This window comes from Microlunatus parietis (assembly GCF_013407955.1).
Classification (GTDB): domain Bacteria; phylum Actinomycetota; class Actinomycetes; order Propionibacteriales; family Propionibacteriaceae; genus Microlunatus; species Microlunatus parietis.
Genome location: NZ_JACCBU010000001.1, coordinates 6,451,685 through 6,476,498, shown reverse-complemented (window position 1 = coordinate 6,476,498; position 24,814 = coordinate 6,451,685). Strand labels below are relative to the sequence as shown.

Here is a 24,814-nt window from a genome sequence, read left to right as displayed (position 1 = left end):
AACGTCCGCTGGATTTCGGTCACCGACCGTGGCCAGGAGCGAGCACCAACGGGTCGTCCGGACCGAACGGCTCCGGAAACGCGGTCAACGGAAGGTCGATCAGCGCTGTGCAGCCGGGGGCGGCGCACTCGCAGTCGAAGGCCCGGACGATCTCCTCGGGTCGGGTGGTGGCCCAGGGGCGGGCCAGGCCGGCCCGGTACTGGCCGACGATCGCCGCATTGCCCTCCCGGATCAGGGCCCGCCGCTCCTCGGTCGAGGTCGCCCGCGGTTGATCATGAAGCCAGTCCGCGCAGACCCGGACGACGGCGTCGACGGTCTGCTCGGCGGATTCATGATCATTGGTGATGATCTTGGTGCCGCCGGCGGCGTCGACCTGCTCGGCCATCCGAGCGGCCCGGTCCAGGTCGGCGGGACCGCCGGCACCGCCCCAGCCGCGGCCGCGGTTCCGGGCGGCGCGGATCCGGGCGTCGGCGAACAGCCAGACCGCATGGACCGGCGGCCGGAGCGCGTCCGGGCCGACCACGTCCGGCGTGAACGGGGTGCCGTCGGTGATCACGGACGGGCGGTCCGGCAGTGCCGCCAGATCCTCCAGGGTCAGGCCGCGGCGATCATGCTCCAACTGCCGCGTCTGGTCGAGCGACAAGGCGCTCCGCTCGGCGACGGTCAGCGACTCCCATATGATCGCCCGTTGATCACCGGCCGCGATCGCCCGGTCCCGGTGGTCCCAGGTCTTCGTATCGCTGCTGTGCCAACGAAATCCGTACCGACGGGCCAGCAGGCGGGCCGCCGTGGTCTTGCCCGAGCCGGACGGGCCGCCGATCCACAGGACGTGTTCCAGTGAGGTCACCGGCTCCGGTTTACCAGAGTCTCGCTCAACCGACGGTACGGAACGGCCCGAGCCGTACCGTGCCGAGCGCACCCTTGCGAACCTCGACCGTGGTCACGGGCTTGCCGACCACGCCCGACGGCAGCTTGACCTGCGCCAGATACCGGCCGGGCTTGACGTCGACGAAGCCGAACCAGCCGGATCCGTCGGAGCGCCGTACCGTATTCTCCCCGGTCGACAGGCTGGTCAGGGTCACCTCGGCCTGGTCGAGCACGCCGCCGCCGCGCAGCTCGAGCTTGCCCTGCAGGTGGCCCCGGGTCGGCCGGCTCTTCCACGGCATGTCCGGAACGGCCGCCTCCTCGGCGAACAGGTCGGCGGTCAGGGCATCGGCGAGCGCGTTGCGCTGGGCGTCGGCCTGGGTCGGGTCCGTGATCACGAGCGCGCTCGGATTGGCGTACGAATAGCCTGTCCAGCCGATCACCCGGTTGCCGGCGGCGGTCGGGGCCAGCGCGTCGCGGGCCTGGGCGAGACTCTCCTCGAGGCTGTTGAGATAGAGCGCCGGCCCGTTCACGGAACTGCGGCGGCCCTGGTTGTCGGCGAGGAACTCGCTCCACTGGTCGAACATCACGGACTGGTCGGCGCGGCTGTCGCGCTTGTAGTTCATGGCGATGTTCGTGTCCATGATTCCTTCGGCCAGCCAGCCCCGCCAGTCCTGCAGCACCTCGGCGTAGGTCCGGGTCTTCTCGTAGCCGCCCTCGGTCCCCTGCGGTCCGTAGCCGTACGTGATCCCGTCCATGGACAGCCGCACCGCCGGGTCGACCTCGTGCAGCTTGAGGTAGATCTTGCGCACGTACGACGTCACCTGGGCCCGCCGCCAGTCCGAGAACTGGGCGTCACCGGGAGCCGGGACGTCGGTCCGGCCGGTCGCCGCCTGGAACCTGGCGATCGAGGTCTCGCTGTAGCCCCACTCGCTGTGGGTCGTCACCGAGCTGTAGTCGGGGTAGCGGATGTAGTCGAGGTTGATGCCGTCGATGTCGTAGTTGCGGGCGATGCTGGCGATGCCCTCGACCATGTAGTCGACCGCGTCGGGGTTGGCCGGATCGAGGAACACCCGGTTGGCCATCACCTCTTCGCCGTCCACCCGGCGATTGATCCAGCGGTCCCGGCCGGTGGCCGTCACGCCGTGCTCGTGATACGCGTGAGTTGGATCCACCGGCGGGGTCAGGCTGCGCCACAGGATGGTCGAGTTGACCCAGGCGTGCACCTCGAGACCGGCGGCATGGGCCTGCTCGATGACCTCGGCCAGCGGGTCGTACGGGGCCGGGTCGACGCCGCCGGCCTGGGTCCGCGGGAACGCCGAGTCGTTGCAGAAGCAGTCGGTCTCGCGACCGACCTGGACCACCAGCGCATTGGCGTTGATCCGCTTGGCGTCGGCGACCAGCTTGGTCACCTGCGCGGGGTTGTAGATGCCGGCGTTGAAGGAGTCCACCCAGTAGCCGCGCCACTGCTGCTGCTTGCCGGTGTCGGCGGCCGCGGTCCCCATCGGCACCGCGAGCGCCATCGCGAGGATCAGCGCCGCCGCGACCGCACCGAAACTTGGACGTCTGCTGGACAAGATCGACCTCCCCCTGCCGATCCCCGGCGCCACCCGCCATTGGGATTTGTGGAGATTTCACCAGTTTGGGTCTGGCTACGTCAAGGTCTTACGGAAGTACGTCCGAACTGAGGTCAGGACAGCTGGGCCTGGCCCGGCCGCAGCGTGAAGGCGTGCTTCCCGTTGAGGCAACGGACCGAGTCGCCCGGACCGGTGCTGCAGGCGACGCCGTAGAACGCCAGCACCTGACCGACCGGCAGCCGCTTGGCCGGAACGAAGCCCGACCCTTCCGTACGCAGGAAGGCCGGATCCCCGGAGAACACGAACCGTGCCTTCTGGTCCCGGGTGAGCAGGACCGTGTTGGCCGGCACCGGGTCGCCGCCCGGCGCCTCGCCCCGCGAGCCCTTCGGGAGTTTGCCGTGGCAGCCGACGTAGCCGGGCCCCCGGTCGGACGGCGGCCGGATGCCGCAGGTGAAGACACCGCCGCTGGACGAGAAGTGGTACGGATACCCGCCACCCGAGAACGAACCGGCATAGTGCTTCACGTCCACCTGGGCCCCGGCCGGCACCGGGCTGTCGGCCGGCCAGGCCTTGATCAACTTCTTCCCGCTGGCGCACTCGTACGCGACGGTGTAGATCGAGGCGTACGCTCCGGAGCTCCCGTCCAGGACGGCGCAGCCCCAGCCGCCGACCTTGATCGTCTGGCCGATCTCGATGTCCTTCGTGGCCACGAACTTCTTCATGATCGCGACCACCGTCGCGCACTCGGCCTCCCCGCGGGCCACCAGCGCGACCTGCTTCCGGCCGATCGGGCCACAATTCGTTCCGGGACCGGCGGGCGGCGGCGGAGTCGGGGACGGGGTCGCCGTCGGCGCCGAACTCGGCGGCACGTTCGCGGTGGTGGTCACCGGATCCCCGGGCGGTGGCGCGACCGGAGTGCAGGCCAACGTACCGAAGATGATCATGACCAGCGCCGCGGCGACGCCGGCCGTCCGTCGCGACCCGTTCCAGATGTCCATGATCGCGGCAGGCTATCGCAGCGGCTGGATAACTTGCTGTCATGATCAACGGAGCTCACGCGATCCCGTACAGCAAGGACGCTGAGGCGGACCGGCGGTTCCTCCGGGACGTGCTCGGGTTCCCGTACGTCGACTCCGCGGTGGCTGGTTGATCTTCGCCCCTGCCGCCCGACCCGAGGGCCGGGAGCAGCACGAGTCCTTCCTGCAGTGCGACGATCACCGAACAGGCGTGGGGCCGCTCTGCGCGCTCCGGCTGCCCGGCTCAGCGGAGCTTGGCGATCTGCTCCAGTTCCTCCGCGCCGAGCGGGCCGCGTTCCTCGGCCGCGACGCACTCGGCCAGTTCCTGCCGGTTCTTCACGCCGAGCACCACCGTGGCAACGCCCGGCACCGAGAGCGCGTACCGGTGGGCCAGCGAGGCCGCCGACTCCCCCAGTTCCGCGGCCAGCCGGCGGAACCCTTCGGCCCGCGCGTAGTCGACCGCAACCGACGAATCGTCCGCGACCTCGCGGTCGACCGTGTCGGTGAGCGAGCCGGCCGCGACCGCGCGGATCCCGATCACCGGCACGCCGCCGGCCTGCGCGGCGGCCACGATGTCGCCGTTGGCCGGTCGGCCGTGATCACCGAACACCCACATGTCGCCGCTCAGATCGAGCGCGTTGACCACCACCTGGACGCCGTCCGGCCGCGGGTCGGTGCCCAGGGTCTCGATCACCGCGGACGGGAACCCGACGCCGGTGATCCCCCAGCCGCGGATCAGGCCCTCGTCGCGGAGCCGGACGAACTCGGGCACCACCTCGTCGCGGAAGACCTGCCAGCCGGTGGTCCGCGGGGCCGTGGCCGGACCCTCGGCCGGCCGCAGCTGGGCGTGCCAGACGAACAGGTCCAGGTGGTCCCGGCCGAGCCGGGCCAGGCTGTCCTGCAGACTCTGCCTCATCCGGGCCGGCAGGTCGGTCTCGTCATCGTCGGGCAGGCCGAACTTGGTGGTGATCAGCACGTCCGGGGACGGCTGCTGCCGCAGCGCCTCGGCGGCGACCAGTTCGGCCTCGAAGCCGTCGCCGTAGGTCGGAGCCAGGTCCAGGTGGGTGATCCCGGCGTCGAGCGCGGCCCGGACCGTGGCCACCGATTCCTCGCGGGAGGTCGGACCCCAGACCGCGCCGATTCCGCCGCCGCCCAGGGTGAGCGCGCTGACCGTACCCAATCGGCCGAAGTTCCTCGCTTGCATCGTTTCTCCGTCTGTCGCTCCGTCGCGGTGCCGCCCGGCACCGCCACCGACGAAACTACGACCAGATCGGCCCGGCCGCACGAGCCAATCCCCCGCCCGAGATCCAGACCGATACCGCCGGCGCTTTGACCGGCGGATCAGGCGGTGGATTCGCCGGTCAGGGCGTCCGCTCGACGACGTCACCGCACCAACAAGATCTTCCGCGGCGACGCCCGACGGTGCCGAATCGGCAACAGGCTCACTGATCGGCCGAGATCCACCTCAGGTCCCGGGCGACGGTCAGCCGGCCGACAGCGCCACCTTGGTCAGCTCCTCGGACAGCCGCCAGACCCGCTCGGCGTCGGCCGTGCTGCGCAGCGGCCGGTACAGCGGCTGCTCGGCGGGCGGGCCGCCATAGTGACCGGGTCCGCTCGGACCGTACAGCGCGCCACCACGGGCACCCGGGTCGGTGGCCGCCATCAGCGCCGGCAGCTTGGCGCTCTCGACCGTGCCGACCAGGATGCCGCGGGCCGACAGCGCCCTGATCATCCGGACCGCCAGCGTGTCCCGGCTACGGCCGACCTCGGGCCGCGCCGCGAGCAGGCTGGTCGGCGCGACGCCGGGATGGGAGAGGTTGCTGGTGATCCCCCAGCCCTCGGCCCGGCTGCGCCGGTCCAGCTCCAGGCCGAACAGTCCGAACGCGATCTTGGACTGGCTGTACGCGCGCATGCCGTTGTAGCTGCGTTCCCAGTTCGGGTCGTCCCAGTTGATCGTGCCGCTGCGGGCGGCGACGCTGACCTGCGAGGTGACCCGGGACCCGCCGTCGCGGAGCAGCGGCAGCAGCTGCCCGACCAGGGCGAAGTGACCCAGATGGTTGGTACCGAACTGCAGCTCGAACCCGTCGGCGGTGGGCTGCCGGTCCGGCGGCGTCATCACGCCCGCGTTGTTGATCAAGATGTGGATCGGCCGACCCTCCCCGCGCAGGGTCTCGCCGAGTGCCGCGACCGAGGCGAGCGACGACAGGTCCAGGCTGCGCAGCGACACGTTCGCGCCGGGCACCCGCTCCCGGATCCCGGCGATCGCGGTCTCACCCTTGCGCTCGTTCCGTACCGGAAGGATGACCTCGGCCCCCGCCGCGGCCAGCCGTTCGGCCATCCCGAGGCCCATGCCGTCGCTGGCCCCGGTGACGACGGCGCGTTTCCCGGTCAGGTCGGGGATCGTGATGTCGATGGCTGTCATGAACTTGATCCTGACGTACCGCCGGGACCGTATCCACGGCCTGGCGATCCCAGGCTCAGCGCGTGCTTCCGCAGCCCCGAGGCGCTAGAAACGAACCATGATCGATCGGACCGGGCTGGCCGAATTCCTCCGCCGGCGCCGCGAACTCCTGCAGCCCGAGGACGTCGGCCTGCCGCGCGGGCGGCGGCGCCGCACCAAGGGACTGCGGCGGGAGGAGGTCGCGGCGTTGTGCCACCTGTCGGCCGACTACTACTCCCGGATCGAACGGGAGCGTGGGCCGCAGCCGTCCGAGCAGATGATCGCCTCGATCGCCCAGGGCCTGCACCTGTCGATCGACGAGCGGGACCACCTGTTCCGGCTGGCCGGGCACCAGCCGCCGCCCCGCGGCGCCGCCAGCGAGCACATCAGTCCCGGCCTGCTCCGGATCCTGGACCGCCTCGACGACACGCCGGCCGAGGTCGTCACCGAGCTCGGCGAGACGCTCCGGCAGACCCCGCTCGGCGTGGCGCTGGCCGGTGACACGACCGGCTACCGCGGCCCGGCCCGGAGCATCGGGTACCGCTGGTTCACCGATCCCGGCACCCGGCAGCGGTACGCGCCGGAGGACCACCCGTTCCTCAGCCGCATGTTCGCCGCTGGGCTGCGGCAGGTGCTGGCGCTGCGCGGCCCGAATTCCCGCGCCGCCGAGTACGCCGAGCTGCTGCTGGCCGAGAGCGAGGAGTTCCGGCAGGTCTGGGACGCCCAGGAGGTCGGCGTCCGGCCGAACGACGTCAAGCACTTCGTCCATCCCGAGGTCGGTGCGCTGGAGTTGACCTGCCAGACCCTGCTCGACCCGGAGCAGTCGCACCGCCTGCTCGTCTACACCGCCGAACCCGGCAGCGAGAGCCACGAGAAGCTGCAACTGCTCGCCGTTCTGGGCGCCCAGACCGCCGCGTTCGCTCACGGAGAACGCCCGGAAGAAACGGGACCCCTAGTGCCTTGAGCCTATGACGCTCAACTTGAGTCGGGCGTCACCGATGACTGGAGGCTGAACTCAGATGACGACGACTGAATTGCCCGTTCTGTTCCTCAACGACCTGGTCGTCCTGCCCGGCATGGTCGTCCCGATCGAGCTCGACGACAGCTCCCGCGCCGCGATCGACACGGCGCGGGCTAGCAGCGACGGGCACCTGCTGGTGGCACCCCGGCTGGACGACCGCTATGCCTCGTACGGTGTCGTGGCGACCATCGTGCAGACCGGCCGGCTGCAGACCGGCGAGGCCGCCGCGGTGATCCGGGCCGAGCGCCGGGCCAAGATCGGCTCCGGCGTGTCCGGGCCGGGTGCCGCGCTCTGGGTCGAGGCCGAGGACCTGCCGGCCGAGGACACCGACACCGAGGAGATCCGGACGCTGGCCGCCGACTACCGCTCGCTGGTGGTGGCGACGCTGCAGCGCCGGGACGCCTGGCAGGTGATCGACACGGTGAACCGGGTGACCGACCCGTCCGCCCTGGCCGACCTGGCCGGCTACGCCTCGTACCTCTCCGACGAGCAGAAGCGGCAGCTGCTGGAGACGCCGGCGGTGGCCGAGCGGCTGACCGTCCTGATCGACTGGACCAAGGACCACCTGGCCGAGGTCGAGGTGAACGACAAGATCGCCGACGACGTCCGCGAGGGCATGGAGAAGAGCCAGCGCGAGTTCCTGCTCCGGCAGCAGCTCAACGCGATCCGCAAGGAGCTCGGCGAGGACGAGCCGGACGGCGCCGAGGACTACCGGAGCCGGGTCGAGGCGGCGGACCTGCCCGAGGCGGTACGGACGGCGGCGCTGCGCGAGGTCGGCAAGCTGGAGCGGTCCAGCGACCAGAGCCCGGAGGCCGGCTGGATCCGGACCTGGCTGGACACCGTGCTGGAGCTGCCCTGGAACGTGATCACCACCGATTCCGAGGACCTGGCCGGCGCCCGGCAGGTGCTCGACGATGATCATCACGGGCTGGAGGACGTCAAGGAACGGATCGTCGAATACCTCGCGGTACGGGCTCGCCGGGCCAAGCGTGGCCTGAGCGTGGTCGGCGGCCGTGGTTCCGGAGCGGTGCTGGCGCTGGCCGGTCCGCCCGGGGTCGGCAAGACCTCGCTCGGCGAGTCGATCGCCCGCGCGCTGGGCCGGAAGTTCGTCCGGGTCGCCCTCGGCGGTGTCCGCGACGAGGCCGAGATCCGCGGCCACCGGCGGACCTACGTCGGCGCCCTCCCGGGCCGGCTGGTCCGAGCGATCAGCGAGGCCGGCTCGTTCAACCCGGTGGTGCTGCTGGACGAGATCGACAAGGTCGGCTCGGACTACCGCGGCGACCCGAGCGCGGCCCTGCTGGAGGTGCTCGACCCGGCGCAGAACCACACGTTCCGTGATCACTACCTCGATTTCGATCTTGATCTCTCCGACGTGATCTTCCTGGCCACGGCCAACGTGATCGAGAACATCCCGCAGCCGTTGCTGGACCGGATGGAGTTGATCACGCTGGACGGCTACACGGCCGACGACAAGATCGCGATCGCCCGCGATTTCCTGTTGCCGAAGCAGCGGGAGCTGGCCGGGCTGACCGACGACGAGGTGGACCTGACCGACGAGGCGCTCCGCGAGATCGCCGCCGACTACACCCGCGAGCCGGGCGTCCGGCAGCTGGAACGCCTGCTGGCCAAGGCGTTGCGGAAGGCGACGACCAAGCTGGCCGACGCCGAGGGCTCGGCGAACGAGGGTGACCCGGAGAAGTTGATCATCGACCTCGGTGATCTGAAGGACTTCCTGGGCCGGCCCCGGTTCACCCCGGAGTCGCATGAGCGGACCTCGGTGCCCGGCGTCGCGACTGGGCTCGCGGTGACCGGTCTCGGCGGCGACGTGCTCTACATCGAGGCGAGCGCGGTCGAGGGCAAGGCCGGGCTGACCCTGACCGGTCAGTTGGGCGACGTGATGAAGGAGTCGGCGCAGATCGCGCTCTCCTACGTCCGGGCCCACGCCGCGGAGCTGGGCATCGACGACCCGACGGTGCTGGACCGGCAGATCCACATCCACGTGCCGGCCGGCGCGGTGCCGAAGGACGGTCCGTCCGCGGGCGTCACGATGGTCACGGCGATCACCTCGATGGCGACCGGACGGCCGGTCCGGTCCGACGTCGGGATGACCGGCGAGGTCACGCTGAACGGCCGGGTGCTGCCGATCGGCGGCGTCAAGCAGAAGCTGCTCGCCGCGCAGCGGGCCGGGCTGACCACGGTCTTCCTGCCGCAGCGCAACGAGCCGGACCTGGACGAGGTGCCGGCCGAGGTGCTGGAGACGGTCGACGTCCGGCCGATGGCCGACGTCGCGACGCTGGTGGCCGCGGCCCTGACCCCGATCGCGGAGGCCCAGGCCCGCGCCGCCTGACCGCAAACGCACGAACCCCCGGAGCCACGAAGTTCCGGGGGTTCGGCGTTCGCGCTGGCGGTCAGTTTTTCACGTTACGTGAAAAACTTGTGACCAGAGTGACGGCTGGGTCGGCACTCAGCCGGGAGCCGGGGCCAGGCAGGTCAGCGCGGCGTGTGCCGTACCGCGTAGAGGGCACCGGTCAGTTCGGTCAGATCCTGTGGATCGGATGGCGAGCGCCCGGTCAGCTCCTGCAGCCGCCGGAGCCGGTAGCGGACCGTGTTGGCATGGCAGTGCAGATCCGCGGCCGCCTTCTCGGCCGAACCGGAATGGGTCACGAACGCCTCCAGCGTGTCCAGCAGGACGTCCCGGTCCTCGCTGCTCTGCGCCAGCACCGGGCCCAGGACCAGGTCGGCCAGCCGAGCGCCCTCGGCCGGTTCGGCGGCGAGTACGGCGGCCAGCGGGCTCGGGCTGAACACCCGGACCCCGCCGCTGCCGGACGGCAGCATCACCAGGGCTGCCCGGGCCAGCCGGAACGCCCGCGGTGATTCCGACAGCTTCCGGTACAGCGGGCTGACCCCGGTCCGAGCCGCCGCCGAGTCCCGCAGGATGTCCAGGAACGGCTCGTACTGGCCGTCCTTGACCGCGACCACCCCCATCTGCAGGGACGGCGTCAGTCGCCAGCCCGAGTCGATCCCGGCCGCGGCGAGCCGGCGTTCGATCTCGGGCAGGCTCTCCTCGGCGAGCCCGCGGGTCTCGGCGACCACGACCACGGCCCGGCCGTCGGGCGGCAGTCCGAGCAGGGCCGCCGCCTCCCAGGGACCGGCCGCCGACCCCGGACCGCCGGTCAGCAGCGCCTCCACCAGCGCCGACCGGCGTCGCTGCTGCGCCCGGAGCAGCTGCGCGGTGGTCTCCCGGTAGGACTCGGTGACGGCGAGCGACGTCTCGTCGATCACTCGCCAGATCGTGCCCGCCGCCTCGAGCAGCACGTCGGTGGCGAACCGCCGCCGTTCGTCCAGCAACGCCCGCCACAGAATGGCGTACGCGAGCCGGTAGACCTGCAGGACCTCGGGCAGCGGCATCCCCTGCTCGGCCCGGCGACGCCCCGTCGCCCGCGCCGCGGTCAGGTCCGTCGGCCCGCCCTCAGGGCCGAGTGCCGCGACGAGAAAACCAAGATTGTGCTCCAGCGACTGGCGCAGCTGGTCCCGCGAGACAAGCTTCTCCCGACCGTAGATCGGAATCTGCTCCAAGGTCGCCGCGATGATCTCCTCGACGAACCGCGGCACCCCCGCTTCAAGCCATTGTGCGACCTCCGTGATTCGCGTGTTGCTCATCAACCGTTCCTCCCGACTGCATCGTGCCCCAGTCCCGCGACCAGAATGGCAGCGTTGTGCCGCAGCGTCGAACACCCGGTGCCGGGCGGGCCGAAGTCCGGGACCGCTGTGTCCGCGGACAGCCGGCCATGTCGGACCTGACAAACCTTTCCACGACCTCTGCGGGCGGGCTCGCCGATCCTTGACCGCGATCGGGAACCCGTCGAAGGTGGCGTCAGAATCGACCAGACAGCGATCAAGGAACGGCGGGAACGTTGATCGACGACAGCGACTGCGGCACGCCCGCGACCGGGATCGGCCGAGCCGAGGCGTGCTCCCTGCAATGCCCGGCCTGCCGGTTCTGGAGTCTCTGGCCGGTGGCCGCGGCGGAACTCCCGCAGTGCGCCGGGTGCGGCCGGCCGTTGCCCTGGGTCGTCCCCGGTACGGCAGCAGGGTTCGACGCGGCGATCGATACGCCGGCGCTCGTGCTGGTCGAGTTCTGGGCGCCGTGGAGCGGCTCCAGCCTGGCCCTGGCGCCGCAGCTGCACCGGCTGGCCGCCCGGCACGCGGGACGGCTGAAGTTGATCAAGATCGAGATCGACCGGGAGCCGGGGCTCGGGATCCTGCACCGGGTGACCGGGGTGCCGCTGCTGATGATCATGACCGACGGTGAGGAGGTCGACCGGCGCCACGGGTCCCCCTCGGAGGGCCAGCTGACCCGCTGGATCGATCGCTGGGTCACCCATCGGGGCCGTACCGCGGCGACGGCGGAGTGAGACACCCGCGCGCGCAGCCGGTGCTGGCCTACCCGGCCCGGGCGGCGATCTTCCTGGTGCTGACCGTACGACCAGGCGGTCAGCACCAGGTTGCCGAGACCCTCGACGGCCTCGGCGCGCTGACCCGGGCGGTCGCGGCCGGCGGGCTGACCTGCGTCGCCGCGGTCGGGGCCGAGTTGTGGGACCGGCTCTGGCCGGGCCCGCGGCCGGTCGGCCTGGAGCCGCTGCGCAGCATCGCCGGCCTGGTGCACACCGCCGTCGCGACCCCGGGCGACCTGCTGTTCCACCTACGCGGCGACCGGCTGACGGCGTGCACCGAGCTGGCGTACCAGCTGCTGGAGCGCCTCGCCGGAGCGGTCGACGTGGCCGATCGGGTGTCCGGGCTGCGCCGGCAGGACGGCGATCCGGACCTGCCGCAGCTCGGCGACGAGCTCGACAATCCGGCCGGGCTGGACGCCGTGTCGGCGGTCCAGGTCGGCGCGGAGGACCCCGACCACGCCGGCGGCAGCTACGTCCTCGTCCAGCGGTATCGGCACGACCTGGCCGAGTGGCGGTCGCTGCCGGGGACCGGCCAGGATCCGGCGGCCCGGAACGGCCCGGCCGCCCGCCGGATCGTCCGGGACGCGCTGCCGATCACCACGGCCGGGTCGGACGAGGTCGGCAGCTACCTGATCGCGTACGCGAGCTCGGCCGGCGCACTGGACCGGATGCTGCGGGACCGGTTCGTCGGCGACGCGTCCGGCCGGACCGACCCGGCGCTCCGCTTCTCGACCGCGGTCACCGGCGGCCTCTTCTTCGTGCCGACCCGGGATCGGCTGCAGGGCTCCGCCACGGGATGGCGTCATAATCATCACGGGATCCGGCGGGCCGTGCCGGCCGGCCCGGCACAATGATCGCCATGCAGCGCACCGACCCGGTACCGGTGATCATCTTCCACTCCACGCTCGGGTTGCGGCCGGTGGAACTCGCGGCGGCCGACCGGGTCCGCCGGGCCGGCCACCCGGTCGCGGTCCCCGACCTGTTCGGCGGCGAGGTCGCGGCCGAGGTCGATGGCGTGCCGTCGGTGCCGGCCGGCTTCGAGATGCAGCGCCGGGTCGGCTGGGACACCGTGCTGCGCCGCGCCGCGGAGGCACTCGACGACCTGCCGCCCCGGACCGTGCTATGCGGCTTCTCGATGGGCGTCGGCGTGATCGCCGACCTGTGGCCGGGCCGGCTCGCGGCGGCTGCCGTACTGCTGTTGCACGCGACCACCCCGGTGCCGGACGGCGTCGCGCCGGGCACACCGGTGCAGACCCACGTCGCGGTCGGCGACCGGTTCGCACCGGAGCGCCGGTTGGCGGAATTCCAGGACAGCGTGGCCGCTGCCGGCGTGGCCGGCGCGCTGTTCCGCTATCCGCGGGCCGGGCACTTCTTCACCGACCCGGACCTCCCCGATCACGACCCCGCCGCGGCAGCGCTGGCCTGGCAGCGGATCGAGACCGTACTGGCCGGAGTTCGGTAGTCCAGTCAGGGGAGGACGGAACTGCCGCGGACCACGAGCTGCGGCTGGAACACGACGCGGCTGTGCGGGCCGCCGCGGCTGATGTCGGTGTGCAGCAGGTCCATCGCGGTCCGGCCGTACTGCTGCCCGGAGCGGGCGATCGACGTCAGCGGCACCAGGGCGCCGGCCCCGAAGTCGGTGTCGTCATAGCCGACGATCGCGATGTCGTTCGGCACCACGATGTCGGACACCTCGCGCAGTCCGTGCATGATCCCGAAGGCGAGCGCGTCGTTGGCCGCGAAGATCCCGTCGGGTCGGTCGGCCGCCGGCCGCTGCCCGATTGCGTGACCGACCGCTCGCCCCGCGGCGACCGTACGGGCGTCGACCTCGACCACCTCCAGGGCGGCAGCGGGGCACCGCTCGACGGCCTGCCGAGCGCCGACGAGACGGTCGGCGACGGTCTCGATCCCGAGCGGCCCGCCGACGAAGAGCAGCCGGCGCCGGCCGGCCTCGACCAGATGACCGGCCGCCAGGTCGCCGCCGGCCACCTCGTCGAAGCTGACCGACGAACAGGTGTCGGTGTCGGCGCGGGCGCCGACGATCACGGTCGGGATGCCGCGCTCGCGCAGGTGCTCGATCCGTTGCTTCGGGAACGCGCCGACCGGGGACAGCAGGAGGCCGCGGACCCGCTGCGACTCGAACAGATCGAGGTGGGCCGCCTCACCCTCCGCCGTACCGCCGTCGCTGCCGATCAGCACGGTGTAGCCGACCTCCCGGGCCCGCTCGGCCACGCCCGCGGAGAACTCCGAGAACGAATGGTTGCCGACCTCGAACGTGACATGCCCGATTGTCGTACTCGCCCCGACCCGCAGCTGTCGTGCCGCATGGTTGCCGACGTAGCCGAGATCCTCGATCGCCGAGGAGATCCGGGCGGCCGTGGCGGGCGCCACCTTGTGCGGATGGTTGAGGAAGTTGGACACGGTGCCGGGCGACACCCGGGCTCGCGCCGCGACGTCACGGAGGGCGATGGCGGACATCCGGCCTCCTCTCGAGCGAACACCCATCGATCCTTTGAACGTTACAACAATGTGGCCGATCTCGGGTGGAAGGGCTGCCGCGATCCTGCCGGCAGCACAAGGAGAAAGCCTTGTTGCGCGCGCGTTAAATCGTTATATTCAGACGTGGCAAAGGAGCTAGGCGCCACACCATGAAGGCGTGCGAATGGGGTGACAGCGATGTCGGCATTACAGTCCACGGAGCGCACCGCGATCCGGGTCCGGCCACCGCGCAGTGGGCCGCAACCGAGTCCGTTCAGTGACGACGAGTTGAGGATGATCGCGCTGTTCGCCGAAGGGCTGTGCCTCGACACCATCGCCAGACGGCTCAACATGTCCGACCGGACCGTGCGCCGGCGAGCGCGCGACGTGTGTGACCGCCTCGGCGCCGGCAGCATGATCCAGGTGGTCGCCTGGGCGGCCCGGCACCGGTTCATCTGACTGACCCGGCGGGCCGCCCGGACGATCACCGGCGGGGCCGGTCGTAGTAGCCGACCGAATCGATCTGGAACTGGCCCGCCCACTCGGTGTCGGTGCCGAGGGCTCGCATGCCGACCTCGATCCGGTCGACCGCCGACCGGCCGGGCCAGCCGGCGACCGGGAGCACCAGTTCGTTCCACCGGTTCGGCGCGTACGGGAGCGTGACCGTGACCTGGTCCGCCCCGGCGTGCAGCGTGACCGTCGCCTCGTACCCGGTTGCCCCGGGCGCACCGCCGTAGGAGTTCAGGAAGACGGCGACCTCGTGGGCCGCCGACAGGTCCAGCGGCTCGGCAGGCCGGAGTTCGACCGTCCGGGGTGCCCCGGCCGATACCCGGGCTCCGGTCGCGCCGAGCGCGTGGCTGCCCTCGTACGGCAGCCGCGGACCGTTGGCGAACGAGGTGACCGCGGCGACCGCCGTGACATGGGCCCCGGCCTGCCAGCCCTGAGTCGTCCCGTCATCGAAGTCGAACAACCCGACCGGTGTCGGCGGCGGCTGCTCCAACGGCACCCGGTAACGGGTGTCCTGCAGCGCCAACTCCAGTTCCGGAGCGGCCACGTCGGGCGGTTCGTAGCCGGTGATCGTGCCCGAGTACGTGCGCTGCTGCCCGGTCGGCAGCGATTCGACATCGAACGAGTCCGGGTCGAGCATGACGCCGGTGCCCGGCATCACCCGCAGGGCACCGTCCACGGGCCGAAGATCCCAGTTGGTCAGGGTGATCTGCGCGGGAGCACCCGCCCGGGCGCCCTCGGGTGCGGTCGCCGTCAGCTGCACGTTGGTCGTCCGCCCGATGTCGGCCAGCCGGCTGCCGCGCACCACCTCGGCGACCCGCACGGTCCCGGCCCAGTCCACGTGGTCGAGCCCCGAACCCAGATCTTCAGCCGGGTGATCGCCGACCGGGCTGCCCACCGGGACAGGTCGACGGTCAGCCGTTGTTCGTCGCCGCCGTCGGCGAGCCGTGCGGTGCCCGCCGCGACCACGCCGCCGTCCTCCCCGTACGCCCGGATCCGGGCGAATCTCGGCCCGATCTCCGGCTGGGCCGGGACCCGCAGCCGGACTCCCAGGTACGGCGTCGCGGTGGCGTCGAGCGGCTGGTCGAACTCGACGTCGGCCCCGCGCCACAGCTTGGCGAGCGAGTCGAAGCCGATCACCAGGTCACCGCTGTCGGCCGCGACCGAGGAGGCATTGTCGGAGACCCGCCAGCCGTCCAGGCCCTGATCGAACGTGCTGATCGGTGTCGTCCCGCCGAGTCTGGCGGTGCTGCTGATGCCGGCGACGCTGGGCAGCGGCCGTTGGGCGAGGGCGGCGGGATCCCAACCGGGGACCAGCTCCGACCAGTCCTCGATCCCGATCACGTCGAGCGCGAACTCCGTCACCTCGAGCGACCGTTCGGTGTCGATGAACGCGAAGACCTCGTGGATCAGCTTCGGCTTGTCGGGCAGGTCGGGCTCGGGCCGCTCCTGGTCCGCCGTCCACAGTCCGAACCGGAAATTGCCCTCGCGTTTGTGGTCCACGTGGCGGTGCAGGATGAACGCGTCGATGCCGTCCAGGAATCTGGTCTTGTAGTACGCGAGCGCATAACAGGCCGCCTGGAGCCGTTCGGCCTCCGCCGAGGTGCCCGGAGTGTTGCAGCCCTGCTCCGACAGGATGATCCGCCGCGGCTGCCCGTCGTACCGCAGCTCGTCGCGCCCCAGATACCGCGGCAGCAACTCGAGATTCTTGAACGTCAGGAACGGCGTGGTCTCGATGTCTCCGGTCGCCTTGTCGTCGTTCCAGAACGCCGGATTGGCCAGCGTCTGCGGGTACGGGTGGTGGGCGACGTGCCAGCCGTAGTCGCCGTGGTCCTTGGTGAGCCGGTTGATCCCCTCGATCACGTCGGGGGCCGGGTAGAAGCGGGTCGGGTTGGCCGGATCCGGATTCGTACCGCAGACGGTGATCCAGCAGTGGGTCAGCGAGATGTACGTCCGCGCCTCGCTGTAGGCGGCCCGGGCCGCGAGGTCGGTGATCCGCAGCGCGCGTTCGTAGTCGTGGACGAACTCCCCCACGGGCTTGTCGCCCATGTTCGCCCAGGCCCACTGCGCGTTGATCTCGTTGCCGACGATGAAGCCGGTCGCGCGCCCGTACCGCTGATCGTTGCGGGTGTAGCGCTGGGTGAAGAACTCCACCGCGGCGGTGTAGTAGGCGACGCCCTCGGCGGTCACGGTGTTGAACCCGAGGATCCGGCCCGCCGGGTCGGCGTCGGGATGGGCGAGCACGCGCCCGGCCGAGTTCGGGTCCGTCGTCGGCTGGACGAGGAAGATCAAGTTGAGCACCCCGCCATTGTCCGAGACCGGCTTGATCAACCGGTCCCGCGCCTCGACCGCCTTGGCGTCGAAGTAGAACTCGCGGCCGTTCGAGGTGAACGCGATGGTGTCCGCCGGGTCCTTCGGCTCCAGCAGCATGAACTGGTTGAGCGCGATGTTGACCGTCCCGTGCTGACCGCCGATCTCCTCGAAGTCGTCGGTGACCGGGAGCGTGACGCCCTTCTTGTTCAGCGGCTCCGGGTACGGATAGCTCGCCAGCGGGGTGACCCGGTTGTCGTCGACGTACCGGTAACTGCCGAGCACCGTGCCGTCGGTCACCGCGAGGTACTTCGCGTAGTACAGGTCGGTGCGGCCCTCGGCCCGGGGCACGGTCGCGGTGAACGCACCGTCGGCCGTCGCGGTGACGGTGGCGATGGGCTCGCTGCTCGACCAGGCGGACTCGGGCGCTTCGGTTCCCAGCGCGTAGAGCGTCACCGAGGCTCCGGCCGGAGCTCCGCCGAAGACCGTGATCGAGGCGTCCCGGGCCACGACCGTCTGAACCCCGCGGCCGGGCTCGGCCTGCGCGGCCGGCGGCGCGACCAGCAGCGAGGCGATCAAGCCGGCGACGACGGTGAGCACCACCACGGCAAGCCGCGGCGTCCGGATCCGGTGTCGCCCTGATCGCTGATTCGTTTCAACCATGCTGAGGACGCTAGGAGCCCGTGCCGGTAAGGGTCAACGATCTGGCCGGATCCGGCCGCTGCTGTCGCCGGGTCCGTGATGAATCGTTTCGCCATCGGGATTGCCCCGCCACGGCGTGAGGTCGTGGAGCAGCTCGACCGGCGCCTCGGGAGCGTCGCCGATCAGTGCGTCCAGTTCGGTCTGGGTCGGGAATGGGTCGTCGAAGTAGTCCAGCCAGGCCATGGTCAGCTCGTGCAGTTCGCGTTGCACCGCCTCGATGCCGCTGAACCCCTGGATGTCGGTCTGGCCGAACAGGTTGCGCAGTTGATGGGGGTCCTCGAGGTGGTCGTACAGCACGTCGTAGGTTCGCAACAGTCTGGTCCTGCCGACGTCGGACCCGATCGCCTCGATGGCCGCCGGCGTGCGGTCGATGTGCTCGATCGCGTACGTCCAGCGGCGGGTGACCACGCCGCGCCACGGTGTCGGGAAGTAGAACAACGGAACGGACTCGACCGCGTCGTCGTCGCCGTCCCGGATCGCCGCCGACAGGTCGGCTCCCTGGCAGGCCTCGGGCGCCCGGATCCCCATCAGGCCGAGGATCGTCGGCATCAGGTCGAGGGTGCCGACCAAGAGGTCGCGCCGGACTCCCGCCAGCTCACGGCCGGGCAGCTTGATGATCAACGGGACCGCGATCGACACGTCCTCGGGCGTGCTCTTGTGCCAGTGGGCGAGGTAGCCGCCGAACGTCTCGCCGTGATCACTGGTGTAGACCACGATCGTGTTGTCCAGCAGGCCCTGCTCCTCCAGCCGGTCGATGATCCGGCCGACGTGATGATCAACTTCGCTGCACATTGCGAGGTAGCCCTGCATCATCCGCCGGGTGCGCTGGTTGTCCGGCAGGCTCGGCCGCAGTTCGATCTTGTCCGGGTCGTACCGAGCCTTGAACTCCTCGGGCGCGTCGAACCCGGAGTAGCGGTCCTCGTCGCCGCCGAGGTGGTTGTGCGGCGGATGGTAGGAGACGAACAGCGAGAACGGCTGATCAGCGGTCTGGCCGTCGAGGAAGGCGAGGGCCTGATCGGTCTGGCCCTCGACCTCCCAGGTGCCGAACCGGTGCACCTCGTTGTCGTCGCCCCAGTAGAACGCGTGGTCGGGGTGGTAGTTGACGTCGCAGTTGTTCGTCAGGAACGTCGCGTCGAAGCCGTGCCGGTCCGGGCCGGGCGGCACCGGACGGTAGCGGCTCCCGCCGTAGAGATGCCACTTGCCGACGTAGCCGCTGCGGTAGCCGGCCTTGGCCAGCACCTCGGCGAACGAATCCCCGAGGTCGGTCGCCAGCCGGCGGTCGTTGGTGAAGCAGTTGTTGCGCATCGGGTGCTGACCGGTGATCAACATCCCGCGGTACGGCGTGCACACCGGCGAGCTCGAGATGCAGTTGGCGAACGTGATCCCGTCGGCGGCGAGCGCGTCCAGCCTCGGCGTCTGCACGCTGCCGACGCCGTAGGCGCCGACCATGTCCTTGGACTGCTGGTCGGAGAAGATGAACACCAGGTTGGGCCGGTCGCTCCTGCTCATGCCGGACTCCTCTCGCTCGATGATCATGGAGTCGGTTCAGTGGGACCCGGGCAGTCCGCCCTGGACCCCGGCCAGGAAGTGCTTGGACAGGAACGTGAAGAGCAGCAGCAGCGGCAGGCTGGCCAGCAGGTAGCCGGCGAACATCGGGCCGTACTCGGTGCCGGACTGGCCGTTGAAGAACAGCAGGCCGACCGACACCGTACGCAGTTCGTCCTTGGTGATCGTCAGCAGCGGCCAGAAGAAGTCGTTCCACACTCCGTTGACGGTGATCAACGCCACCGTACCGATCACCGGCAGGGACAGCGGCGCCATGATCGAGGTGAAGATCCTGATGCCGCCCGCGCCGTCCATCCGGGCCGCGTCGAACAGCTCCTGCGGGATGCCCTCGATGAACGTCTTCATCAAGATCGTGCCGAGCACGCAGCCGCCCGCGATGTGCGGCAGGATCAACACGGCATAGGTGTTGAGCAGCTTGAGATCGCGCATCATCACGAACAGCGGGATCAGGGCGCAGATGCTCGGCACCATCAGCAGTGCGGCGATCATGACGAAGAAGAACCGGCGGCCCGGGAAGGAGTACCGGGCCAGCACGAAGCCGGCGATCAACGACAAGATCACGATCCCGACGGTGGCGGCCGCGGCCACGATCACCGACGAGATCATGTACGGCTGGATCTGCTGCCAGGCGGTCGAATAGTTGGACCAGTGGATCGGCAGCACCGGTTGCCAATAGTGCTCGGCGATCTGGAGATTGTCCTTGGCGGACGTGATGATCATGAACAGGTACGGGAACATGGTCAGCGCCACCAGGAGGGCCAGGACGCCCTTCACGCCCCACTGTCGCGACCGGCGCCGCGTTCGCCGTCCGGTCACCGGGCTGCCGATCGAGGTCATACGCGCACTCCTCGTGCCGAGCGGGTCATCACATTCCCTTGACGTTGGACGTGTCCGAGCGCCGTACGAACACGACGATCGCACTGAAGACGAGCGTGATCAGGAACAGGGTCGTCGACAGGGCCGCCGCATAGCCCCAGTCCTGCCCCTGGAAGGCGACGTTGAGCATCCGCAGCACCGGCACGGTGGTGGCGTCGTCCGGCCCGCCGGCCGTGACCACGTAGGCCATGAACCCGTACTGCAGGGTATGGATGATCGCCAGGAAGAACAACAGCTTGAACTGCCGCGCCATCAGCGGCAGGTCGATCGCCCAGAACCGCCGGAACCGGCCGACGCCGTCCAGGGCCGCCGACTCGAAGATCTCGGGCGGGATGCCGCGCAGGGTCGAGTAGAAGATCAGGAACGGCAGTCCGGAGATGAACGGGAAGCCGATGAAGAGCAGCGATCCCAGGGCCAGCTTCGGGTCGCCGGTCCAATTCTGGGCCAGGAAGCCGAGGCCCAGTCCCTCCAGCGCGCGGTTGATCAAGCCGTTGTTCGGGTGATACATGAACGACCACATGAACGCGGTCACCACGCCGGGGAAGGCGATCGGGACGATCAGCAGCGTCCGGAACACGAACTGAGCGCGTTCACTGCGCAGCGTGATCAACAACTCTGCCGCCAGCAGCGGCAGGGCCCAGATCAGGATGCCCCAGACGAAGATGAAGCCGAGGTTGCGGAACGATTGCCACCAGATCTCGTCGGCCAGCATGGTCCGGTAGTTGGCGAGCCCGATGAAGATCGACTCGCCGCCCGGGTTCCACTCCCACAGAGAGCGCACGATCCCCAGCACCGACGGGTAGTACTGGAAGGCCGCCAGCATGCCGAGCGTGGGCAGCAGGGCGAGGTACGGCGCCCACGGGATCCGGCGGCGCCGGCGGGCGACCGGCGGGGGCCGCTGGCCCAAGTCGTCCGGCGCACTCGTGATCATGGTCGGGACGGTGCGCTCGGACCGATCCTGAGCGGTCACCCCTTGGCCCAATCCTCGGTCCATTTGTTCTCCTTGGCCGACTCCTTGGCCCAGGCGATCCAGTCCTCCTTCATCTCCGCCAGCTGGGCGTCGAGCGGCTGGTTGTTCAGCAGGTAGCCGTCCCAGATGTTCTTGGTGCTCTCCGCCTTGGGCACGAAGCCCGTGCCCTGCACCACCGGTGCCTTGAACCACTCGCCGCTCATCAGCTCGTCCAGCCCGGGCGCGGGCTTGGCGTCCGCGGTCGCGGGGATGCCGCCGGAGGCGTCCAGCCACTTCTGCCCGTGGGTCGGGCTGGACGCGAACTGCAGGAACTTGACCGCGGCCTCGAGCTTCTCCCCCTCGACGGTCGACGGGATCATGTAGTTCGTGCCGCCGACCTGGGCGCCGAACTGGGCGGGTTCGCCGGTGGCCAGCGGCGAGTCGGCAGTGGTGATGGTGGGAAACGCCATGGTGCCCCACTTCCAGGAGACGTCGGCCAGGTTGCCGACCGCGAAGTTGGTGCCCCAGGCCATCGCGGCGCGGCCGCCGGCGAAGTCCTCGCCGCCGGTGAACGCGGCGCCGCCGGTAATGCCGGACCAGTTCGGGGTCGCGCACTCGTCGAAGAACGTCTTGAACAACTTGAGTCCCTCGGCGATCTCGGGCGTCGTGGTCGGGTCCAGTTCGCCGGTCAGGATCGCCCGGGCGAGGCTCTTCGCCGTGACCTGGTCAGCCTTGCCGGGATTTCCCTCGGCGTCGAACTGGTTCCACTGCTCGGCGTACTTGGCCGCCATCATCGAGCTGATCACGCGCTGCGTCCAGCCCTGCCCGAGCCGGCCGCCGTCCATCGCGAACGGGATGTGGCCGGCGGCCTTGATCTTGCCGCAGGCCTCGATCAGGTCGCCGTAGCTGCTGATCGGGGCGGTGACCCCGGCCTCCTGCATCAGGTCCTGGTTGTAGAACACGCCGATGATCACCAGGTTCAGCGGGATGAACTCGTAGTCGTCGGCCGCATTGCGCCCGGCGGTGGCGTTGGCGCCGAAGTAGTCCTGGTTGAAGAGGTCGATCCAGCGCTCGTTGCCCTCGACGTAGGGGTTGGGCTGTTCCAGGTACGCGTTCAGCGCGGTGACCTGCTCGGCCTTGTGCGGCGCCTGCGAGAACACCAGCTCCGGGGCCGTACCGGCGGCCAACTGGGTGGACAGGGTCTGGGCGAACTGGTTCAGCGGCAGGACCGTCGTCTCGACGTTGATCGACGGCTCGGCCTCCTCGAACCGCGCGACGAGGTCCTCCCACGCGGGGCCGAAGCTCTTCGGGTCGTTGTTCCACTGGTTCGGCCCGGCCAGCGTGATGGTGACCTTGCCGCTCTCGGAGCCCGGGTCGGCGCAGCCGGCGCACACCATCAGCGTCGCGGTGGTGAGTACGGTCAGCAGCCGGATCAGCGAGCTCCGCAGCCTGCCGGGTCGTCGCCGGGCCGCGACCGCGGTGGTGGACAGGAGTGCTGCTGGGGTCCTGGGCAGGTTCATGGCGAGCTTCCTTGTTCGCGTACCGATTGGAACGTTTCAGCCAGCTGAACCTAACACCGTTCGTCTCACACGTCACCGGAAAGCCGGGTGATCTGGCCGGTTCCGGCCAACCGGCGCAGCTCCCCCGCCGCGGCCGCTGCTCAGGTGCCCGGCAGCGCGCCGAGGGTGAGCCAGGCGAAGCCAAGGTAGCCGTGGTGCCCGGCCAGCCATTCCCGGCGGCCCTCGTCCAGGCGCCGGCGCAGGCCGGCGGCGTCCGGATGATCGGGGTGGGTGAGCAGCCACTCCTCCTGGTTGCGGACCAGCCCGCACTCGTACGCGTTCCACTCCGACTGCGACACCTCGTGCAGGTCCAGCAGTCGAAAGCCCGCGGCGGCGGCCGCGTCGACGACCTCGCCGAGCGGCCGACTCTCCGCCAGGGTCGCGCCGCCCCACATGATCTCGAGGCGCTCGGGCGGCGGTTCGCTCAGCCAGTAGTCGATGCCGAACAGCAGCCGGCCGCCGTCGACGACGAGACCGCGCAGGGCCGTGAGCGCCTTGCCGACGTCGGGATCGAGTGCATGGTGGGCCCCGATGCTCAGGGCCAGGTCGTAGGTACCGCGGTGGGCCGAGGCGTCACCGACCTCAAGCCGGACCCGTTCGGTCAGACCCCGGCGGTCGGCCGCGTCGCGGCCCCGGTCGGTGTCGGCGGGCTCGAGATCGATGCCGACGCCGGTCGCGCCCGGCACCGCCTCGAGCACCCGGAACAGCACCTCGCCCCAGCCGCAGCCGAGATCGACGATCCGCTGCGGCCGCGCCGCGGCCAGGTCGGCCACGATCCGGTCCAGCCGGTCCGGGTCGATCGGCGAGTTCAGGGTGAGCGAGAGTCCGTTGATCGGCACCGAGGTCGTCATGATCGACAACCCTGGCCGAACGGCGACGCCGGCCGCCACCCGATTTCCGGCCTGGCCGTCCCCCATGACGCCGCGAACCGCGTCAGCGGGTCAGCGGAGCTCCTCCGCCGGCGTCGCCGGCTCGGCCGGGCTGTGATCGTCGACCCACTTGGACTTGATCAGGCTGGCCACGGTGGTCACCACCAGTACGACGATGATCACCATCAGCGACAGCCAGGTCGGCACCTCCGGCACCACGTGCGGGTCGATCCCGACCCAGGACAGCACCGGGGTCGCGTGCAGCGCGTGCATCAGCAGCTTCACGCCGATGAAGGCCAGGATCACCGAGAGACCCAGCGACAGGTAGACCAGCCGGCGCAACAGGCCGCCGAGCAGGAAGTAGAGCTGGCGCAGGCCCATCAGGGCGAACACGTTGGCGGTGAAGACGAGGTACGGCTCCTGGGTCAGCCCGTAGATCGCCGGGATCGAGTCCAGCGCGAACATCAGGTCGGTGCTGCCCAGCGCGATGATCACCATCAGCATCGGCGTCGCCATCCGGCGCCCGTCGATCCGCGGCACCATCCGGGTGCCGTGGAACTCGGTGGTGGACGGGATCCGCCGCTTGACCCACCGCATCGCGATGTTGTCCGGTGCCTCGTTCTCCTCGTCGTGCTTGCGGTAGTCCATCACGAGCCGTACCGCGGTGAAGATCAGGAACGCGCCGAACAGGAAGAACACCCCGGCGAAGGCGTTGATCACCACGGCGCCGAGGGCGATGAAGATGCCGCGGAAGACCAGGGCCAGCACGATGCCGACCATCAGCGCGAACTGCTGCAGATGCCGCGGCACCTTCAGCGCGCCCATGATGATGATGAAGATGAACAGGTTGTCGATGGACAGGCTGTATTCGGTCAGCCAGCCGGCGAAGAACTCGCCCGCGTAGCGCGCGCCGGAGACGGCCCAGACGCCGAACCCGAACGCGACCGCCAGCGCGATGTAGACGGCGATGAAGATTCCGGCTTCCTTCATCGACGGTTCGTGCGGCCGGCGGCCGATCACGAACACGTCGAGGGCCAGGATCGCGACGGTGACGCCGACCGTGATGATCCAGGCATACAGATGAACGTCCATGCGTGACCTTCCGAGACTCGGGCAGGGGGGACCGTCTCGGAGGTCTCTTCCGCCGGGGATGTCCGGCCACGACGCCGGGGAGCCATTCGGATCGCTGGTCTGTGATCCGCTGACCGCCGTGGTGACGACGCCGCGCGGGGGAATACTCCCCTCCGGCGGCAATTGTTCCAGGAGTCACTCGGGCCTGGGAAATTTGACAAGCCCGCGCCGGGCGCCTCCGCCAACGGCCGCTGCACGTCACAGCGCGCCGGCCCTACCTGCTATTCCGGAACACCGCTCCGGCCCGCTGAGACCTCCACCACACGCACTCCGCCTGCCGCTCCGCCATCCGCGACCGTTGCACCGATCCGCGACCGTTGCAGCGGTCGCGGCTGCGAGGAACGGTCGCGGCTGCACCCGGAAGGACCGTCGCCGCCGCGCCCCCACCAGGTCGGTACCGCTGACTGCTCCGGCCGGGAGCGCTGGCTCCACGCCATCGGGACCGCGGGCTCCGCGCGTCCACCCCCACCGCAGCCGCGACCGGTGCACCGATCC

The 24,814-nt window shown here is 70.2% G+C and carries 21 protein-coding genes; 6 read left to right on the top strand and 15 right to left on the bottom strand.

Going from position 1 to position 24,814, the window contains the following annotated elements:
• Positions 1–19: 19 nt before the first annotated feature.
• The 5 genes from BKA15_RS31210 to BKA15_RS31185 all read right to left on the bottom strand — a co-directional run bounded on the left by BKA15_RS31210 (position 20) and on the right by BKA15_RS31185 (position 5,879).
• Positions 20–847, bottom strand: coding sequence for a hypothetical protein (locus BKA15_RS31210; protein ID WP_179757559.1), 828 nt, complete (start codon positions 845–847; stop codon positions 20–22).
• A gap of 25 nt (positions 848–872) precedes the next feature.
• Complete coding sequence (locus tag BKA15_RS31205) at positions 873–2,441, bottom strand: family 10 glycosylhydrolase (protein WP_218871654.1); 1,569 nt, start codon at positions 2,439–2,441, stop codon at positions 873–875.
• 113 nt (positions 2,442–2,554) lie between these two features.
• A complete protein-coding gene (locus BKA15_RS31200) occupies positions 2,555–3,439 on the bottom strand; it encodes a hypothetical protein (protein WP_179757558.1) in 885 nt (294 codons plus the stop codon).
• Positions 3,440–3,701: 262 nt separating this feature from the next.
• Positions 3,702–4,661, bottom strand: a complete 960-nt coding sequence (locus tag BKA15_RS31190) for an aldo/keto reductase (RefSeq protein ID WP_179757557.1) — start codon at positions 4,659–4,661, stop codon at positions 3,702–3,704.
• 279 nt (positions 4,662–4,940) lie between these two features.
• The gene (locus BKA15_RS31185; protein WP_179757556.1) at positions 4,941–5,879 is read right to left on the bottom strand and encodes an SDR family oxidoreductase; all 939 of its coding nucleotides are present in this window, start codon (positions 5,877–5,879) and stop codon (positions 4,941–4,943) included.
• 97 nt (positions 5,880–5,976) lie between these two features.
• Here BKA15_RS31185 and BKA15_RS31180 point away from each other — a divergent pair, with 97 nt between their 5' ends.
• Both BKA15_RS31180 and lon read left to right on the top strand, forming a co-directional pair.
• Entirely contained in the window at positions 5,977–6,861 is an 885-nt protein-coding gene (locus BKA15_RS31180) for a helix-turn-helix transcriptional regulator (protein WP_179757555.1), read from the top strand.
• A gap of 55 nt (positions 6,862–6,916) precedes the next feature.
• A complete protein-coding gene (gene lon, locus BKA15_RS31175) occupies positions 6,917–9,265 on the top strand; it encodes an endopeptidase La (RefSeq protein WP_179757554.1) in 2,349 nt (782 codons plus the stop codon).
• Between the two features lie 143 nt (positions 9,266–9,408).
• Here the strand turns inward: lon and BKA15_RS31170 are convergent, their stop codons facing one another.
• Positions 9,409–10,578 carry a PucR family transcriptional regulator gene (locus BKA15_RS31170; protein ID WP_179757553.1) on the bottom strand — a complete coding sequence of 390 codons (1,170 nt, stop codon included), beginning with the start codon at positions 10,576–10,578 and terminating at the stop codon, positions 9,409–9,411.
• A gap of 254 nt (positions 10,579–10,832) precedes the next feature.
• Here BKA15_RS31170 and BKA15_RS31165 point away from each other — a divergent pair, with 254 nt between their 5' ends.
• From BKA15_RS31165 to BKA15_RS31155, 3 genes are read left to right on the top strand one after another with little or no spacing between them, the layout of a single operon-like run.
• Positions 10,833–11,333: a thioredoxin family protein gene (locus BKA15_RS31165; protein WP_179757552.1), complete on the top strand. Its 501-nt coding sequence runs from the start codon at positions 10,833–10,835 to the stop codon at positions 11,331–11,333.
• Positions 11,330–12,226 (top strand): Dyp-type peroxidase, encoded by an 897-nt coding sequence (locus BKA15_RS31160; protein WP_179757551.1) that lies wholly within the window; start codon positions 11,330–11,332, stop codon positions 12,224–12,226. The genes BKA15_RS31165 and BKA15_RS31160 overlap by 4 nt, the downstream gene beginning before the upstream one ends.
• Before the next feature lie 5 nt (positions 12,227–12,231).
• A complete protein-coding gene (locus BKA15_RS31155) occupies positions 12,232–12,834 on the top strand; it encodes a dienelactone hydrolase family protein (RefSeq protein ID WP_179757550.1) in 603 nt (200 codons plus the stop codon).
• 5 nt (positions 12,835–12,839) lie between these two features.
• Here the strand turns inward: BKA15_RS31155 and BKA15_RS31150 are convergent, their stop codons facing one another.
• Positions 12,840–13,850, bottom strand: coding sequence for a LacI family DNA-binding transcriptional regulator (locus BKA15_RS31150; RefSeq protein WP_179757549.1), 1,011 nt, complete (start codon positions 13,848–13,850; stop codon positions 12,840–12,842).
• 198 nt (positions 13,851–14,048) lie between these two features.
• Between BKA15_RS31150 and BKA15_RS36685 the strand changes: the two genes are divergently transcribed.
• Positions 14,049–14,309, top strand: a complete 261-nt coding sequence (locus BKA15_RS36685) for a helix-turn-helix domain-containing protein (RefSeq protein WP_179757548.1) — start codon at positions 14,049–14,051, stop codon at positions 14,307–14,309.
• A 25-nt stretch (positions 14,310–14,334) separates the two neighbouring features.
• Here the strand turns inward: BKA15_RS36685 and BKA15_RS31140 are convergent, their stop codons facing one another.
• The 8 genes from BKA15_RS31140 to BKA15_RS31105 form a co-directional block, all read right to left on the bottom strand.
• Positions 14,335–15,198 (bottom strand): hypothetical protein, encoded by an 864-nt coding sequence (locus BKA15_RS31140; RefSeq protein ID WP_179757547.1) that lies wholly within the window; start codon positions 15,196–15,198, stop codon positions 14,335–14,337.
• Entirely contained in the window at positions 15,111–17,330 is a 2,220-nt protein-coding gene (locus BKA15_RS31135) for a DUF5722 domain-containing protein (protein ID WP_179757546.1), read from the bottom strand. The genes BKA15_RS31140 and BKA15_RS31135 overlap by 88 nt, the downstream gene beginning before the upstream one ends.
• A gap of 33 nt (positions 17,331–17,363) precedes the next feature.
• Positions 17,364–18,878, bottom strand: a complete 1,515-nt coding sequence (locus BKA15_RS31130) for a sulfatase family protein (protein WP_179757545.1) — start codon at positions 18,876–18,878, stop codon at positions 17,364–17,366.
• 36 nt (positions 18,879–18,914) lie between these two features.
• Positions 18,915–19,772, bottom strand: coding sequence for a carbohydrate ABC transporter permease (locus BKA15_RS31125; protein WP_179757544.1), 858 nt, complete (start codon positions 19,770–19,772; stop codon positions 18,915–18,917).
• Positions 19,773–19,800: 28 nt separating this feature from the next.
• Positions 19,801–20,742, bottom strand: coding sequence for a carbohydrate ABC transporter permease (locus BKA15_RS31120; RefSeq protein WP_179757543.1), 942 nt, complete (start codon positions 20,740–20,742; stop codon positions 19,801–19,803).
• A 35-nt stretch (positions 20,743–20,777) separates the two neighbouring features.
• Positions 20,778–22,280, bottom strand: coding sequence for an ABC transporter substrate-binding protein (locus BKA15_RS31115; protein ID WP_179757542.1), 1,503 nt, complete (start codon positions 22,278–22,280; stop codon positions 20,778–20,780).
• A 140-nt stretch (positions 22,281–22,420) separates the two neighbouring features.
• A complete protein-coding gene (locus tag BKA15_RS31110; RefSeq protein WP_179757541.1) occupies positions 22,421–23,170 on the bottom strand; it encodes an SAM-dependent methyltransferase in 750 nt (249 codons plus the stop codon).
• Positions 23,171–23,260: 90 nt separating this feature from the next.
• Positions 23,261–24,280, bottom strand: coding sequence for a TerC family protein (locus BKA15_RS31105; protein ID WP_179757540.1), 1,020 nt, complete (start codon positions 24,278–24,280; stop codon positions 23,261–23,263).
• Positions 24,281–24,814 lie beyond the last annotated feature (534 nt).

Excerpts from the sequence above, each read along its gene's own strand:
- BKA15_RS31185 (WP_179757556.1), bottom strand. The coding sequence starts at position 5,879 with ATGACAGCCATCGACATCACGATCCCCGACCTGACCGGGAAACGCGCC.
- BKA15_RS31190 (WP_179757557.1), bottom strand. The coding sequence starts at position 4,661 with ATGCAAGCGAGGAACTTCGGCCGATTGGGTACGGTCAGCGCGCTCACC.
- BKA15_RS31155 (WP_179757550.1), top strand. The coding sequence starts at position 12,232 with ATGCAGCGCACCGACCCGGTACCGGTGATCATCTTCCACTCCACGCTC.
- BKA15_RS36685 (WP_179757548.1), top strand. The coding sequence starts at position 14,049 with ATGTCGGCATTACAGTCCACGGAGCGCACCGCGATCCGGGTCCGGCCA.
- BKA15_RS31125 (WP_179757544.1), bottom strand. The coding sequence starts at position 19,772 with ATGACCTCGATCGGCAGCCCGGTGACCGGACGGCGAACGCGGCGCCGG.
- BKA15_RS31120 (WP_179757543.1), bottom strand. The coding sequence starts at position 20,742 with ATGATCACGAGTGCGCCGGACGACTTGGGCCAGCGGCCCCCGCCGGTC.
- BKA15_RS31150 (WP_179757549.1), bottom strand. The coding sequence starts at position 13,850 with ATGTCCGCCATCGCCCTCCGTGACGTCGCGGCGCGAGCCCGGGTGTCG.
- BKA15_RS31180 (WP_179757555.1), top strand. The coding sequence starts at position 5,977 with ATGATCGATCGGACCGGGCTGGCCGAATTCCTCCGCCGGCGCCGCGAA.
- BKA15_RS31170 (WP_179757553.1), bottom strand. The coding sequence starts at position 10,578 with ATGAGCAACACGCGAATCACGGAGGTCGCACAATGGCTTGAAGCGGGG.
- lon (WP_179757554.1), top strand. The coding sequence starts at position 6,917 with ATGACGACGACTGAATTGCCCGTTCTGTTCCTCAACGACCTGGTCGTC.
- BKA15_RS31105 (WP_179757540.1), bottom strand. The coding sequence starts at position 24,280 with ATGGACGTTCATCTGTATGCCTGGATCATCACGGTCGGCGTCACCGTC.
- BKA15_RS31130 (WP_179757545.1), bottom strand. The coding sequence starts at position 18,878 with ATGAGCAGGAGCGACCGGCCCAACCTGGTGTTCATCTTCTCCGACCAG.
- BKA15_RS31110 (WP_179757541.1), bottom strand. The coding sequence starts at position 23,170 with ATGACGACCTCGGTGCCGATCAACGGACTCTCGCTCACCCTGAACTCG.
- BKA15_RS31115 (WP_179757542.1), bottom strand. The coding sequence starts at position 22,280 with ATGAACCTGCCCAGGACCCCAGCAGCACTCCTGTCCACCACCGCGGTC.
- BKA15_RS31200 (WP_179757558.1), bottom strand. The coding sequence starts at position 3,439 with ATGGACATCTGGAACGGGTCGCGACGGACGGCCGGCGTCGCCGCGGCG.
- BKA15_RS31135 (WP_179757546.1), bottom strand. The coding sequence starts at position 17,330 with ATGGTTGAAACGAATCAGCGATCAGGGCGACACCGGATCCGGACGCCG.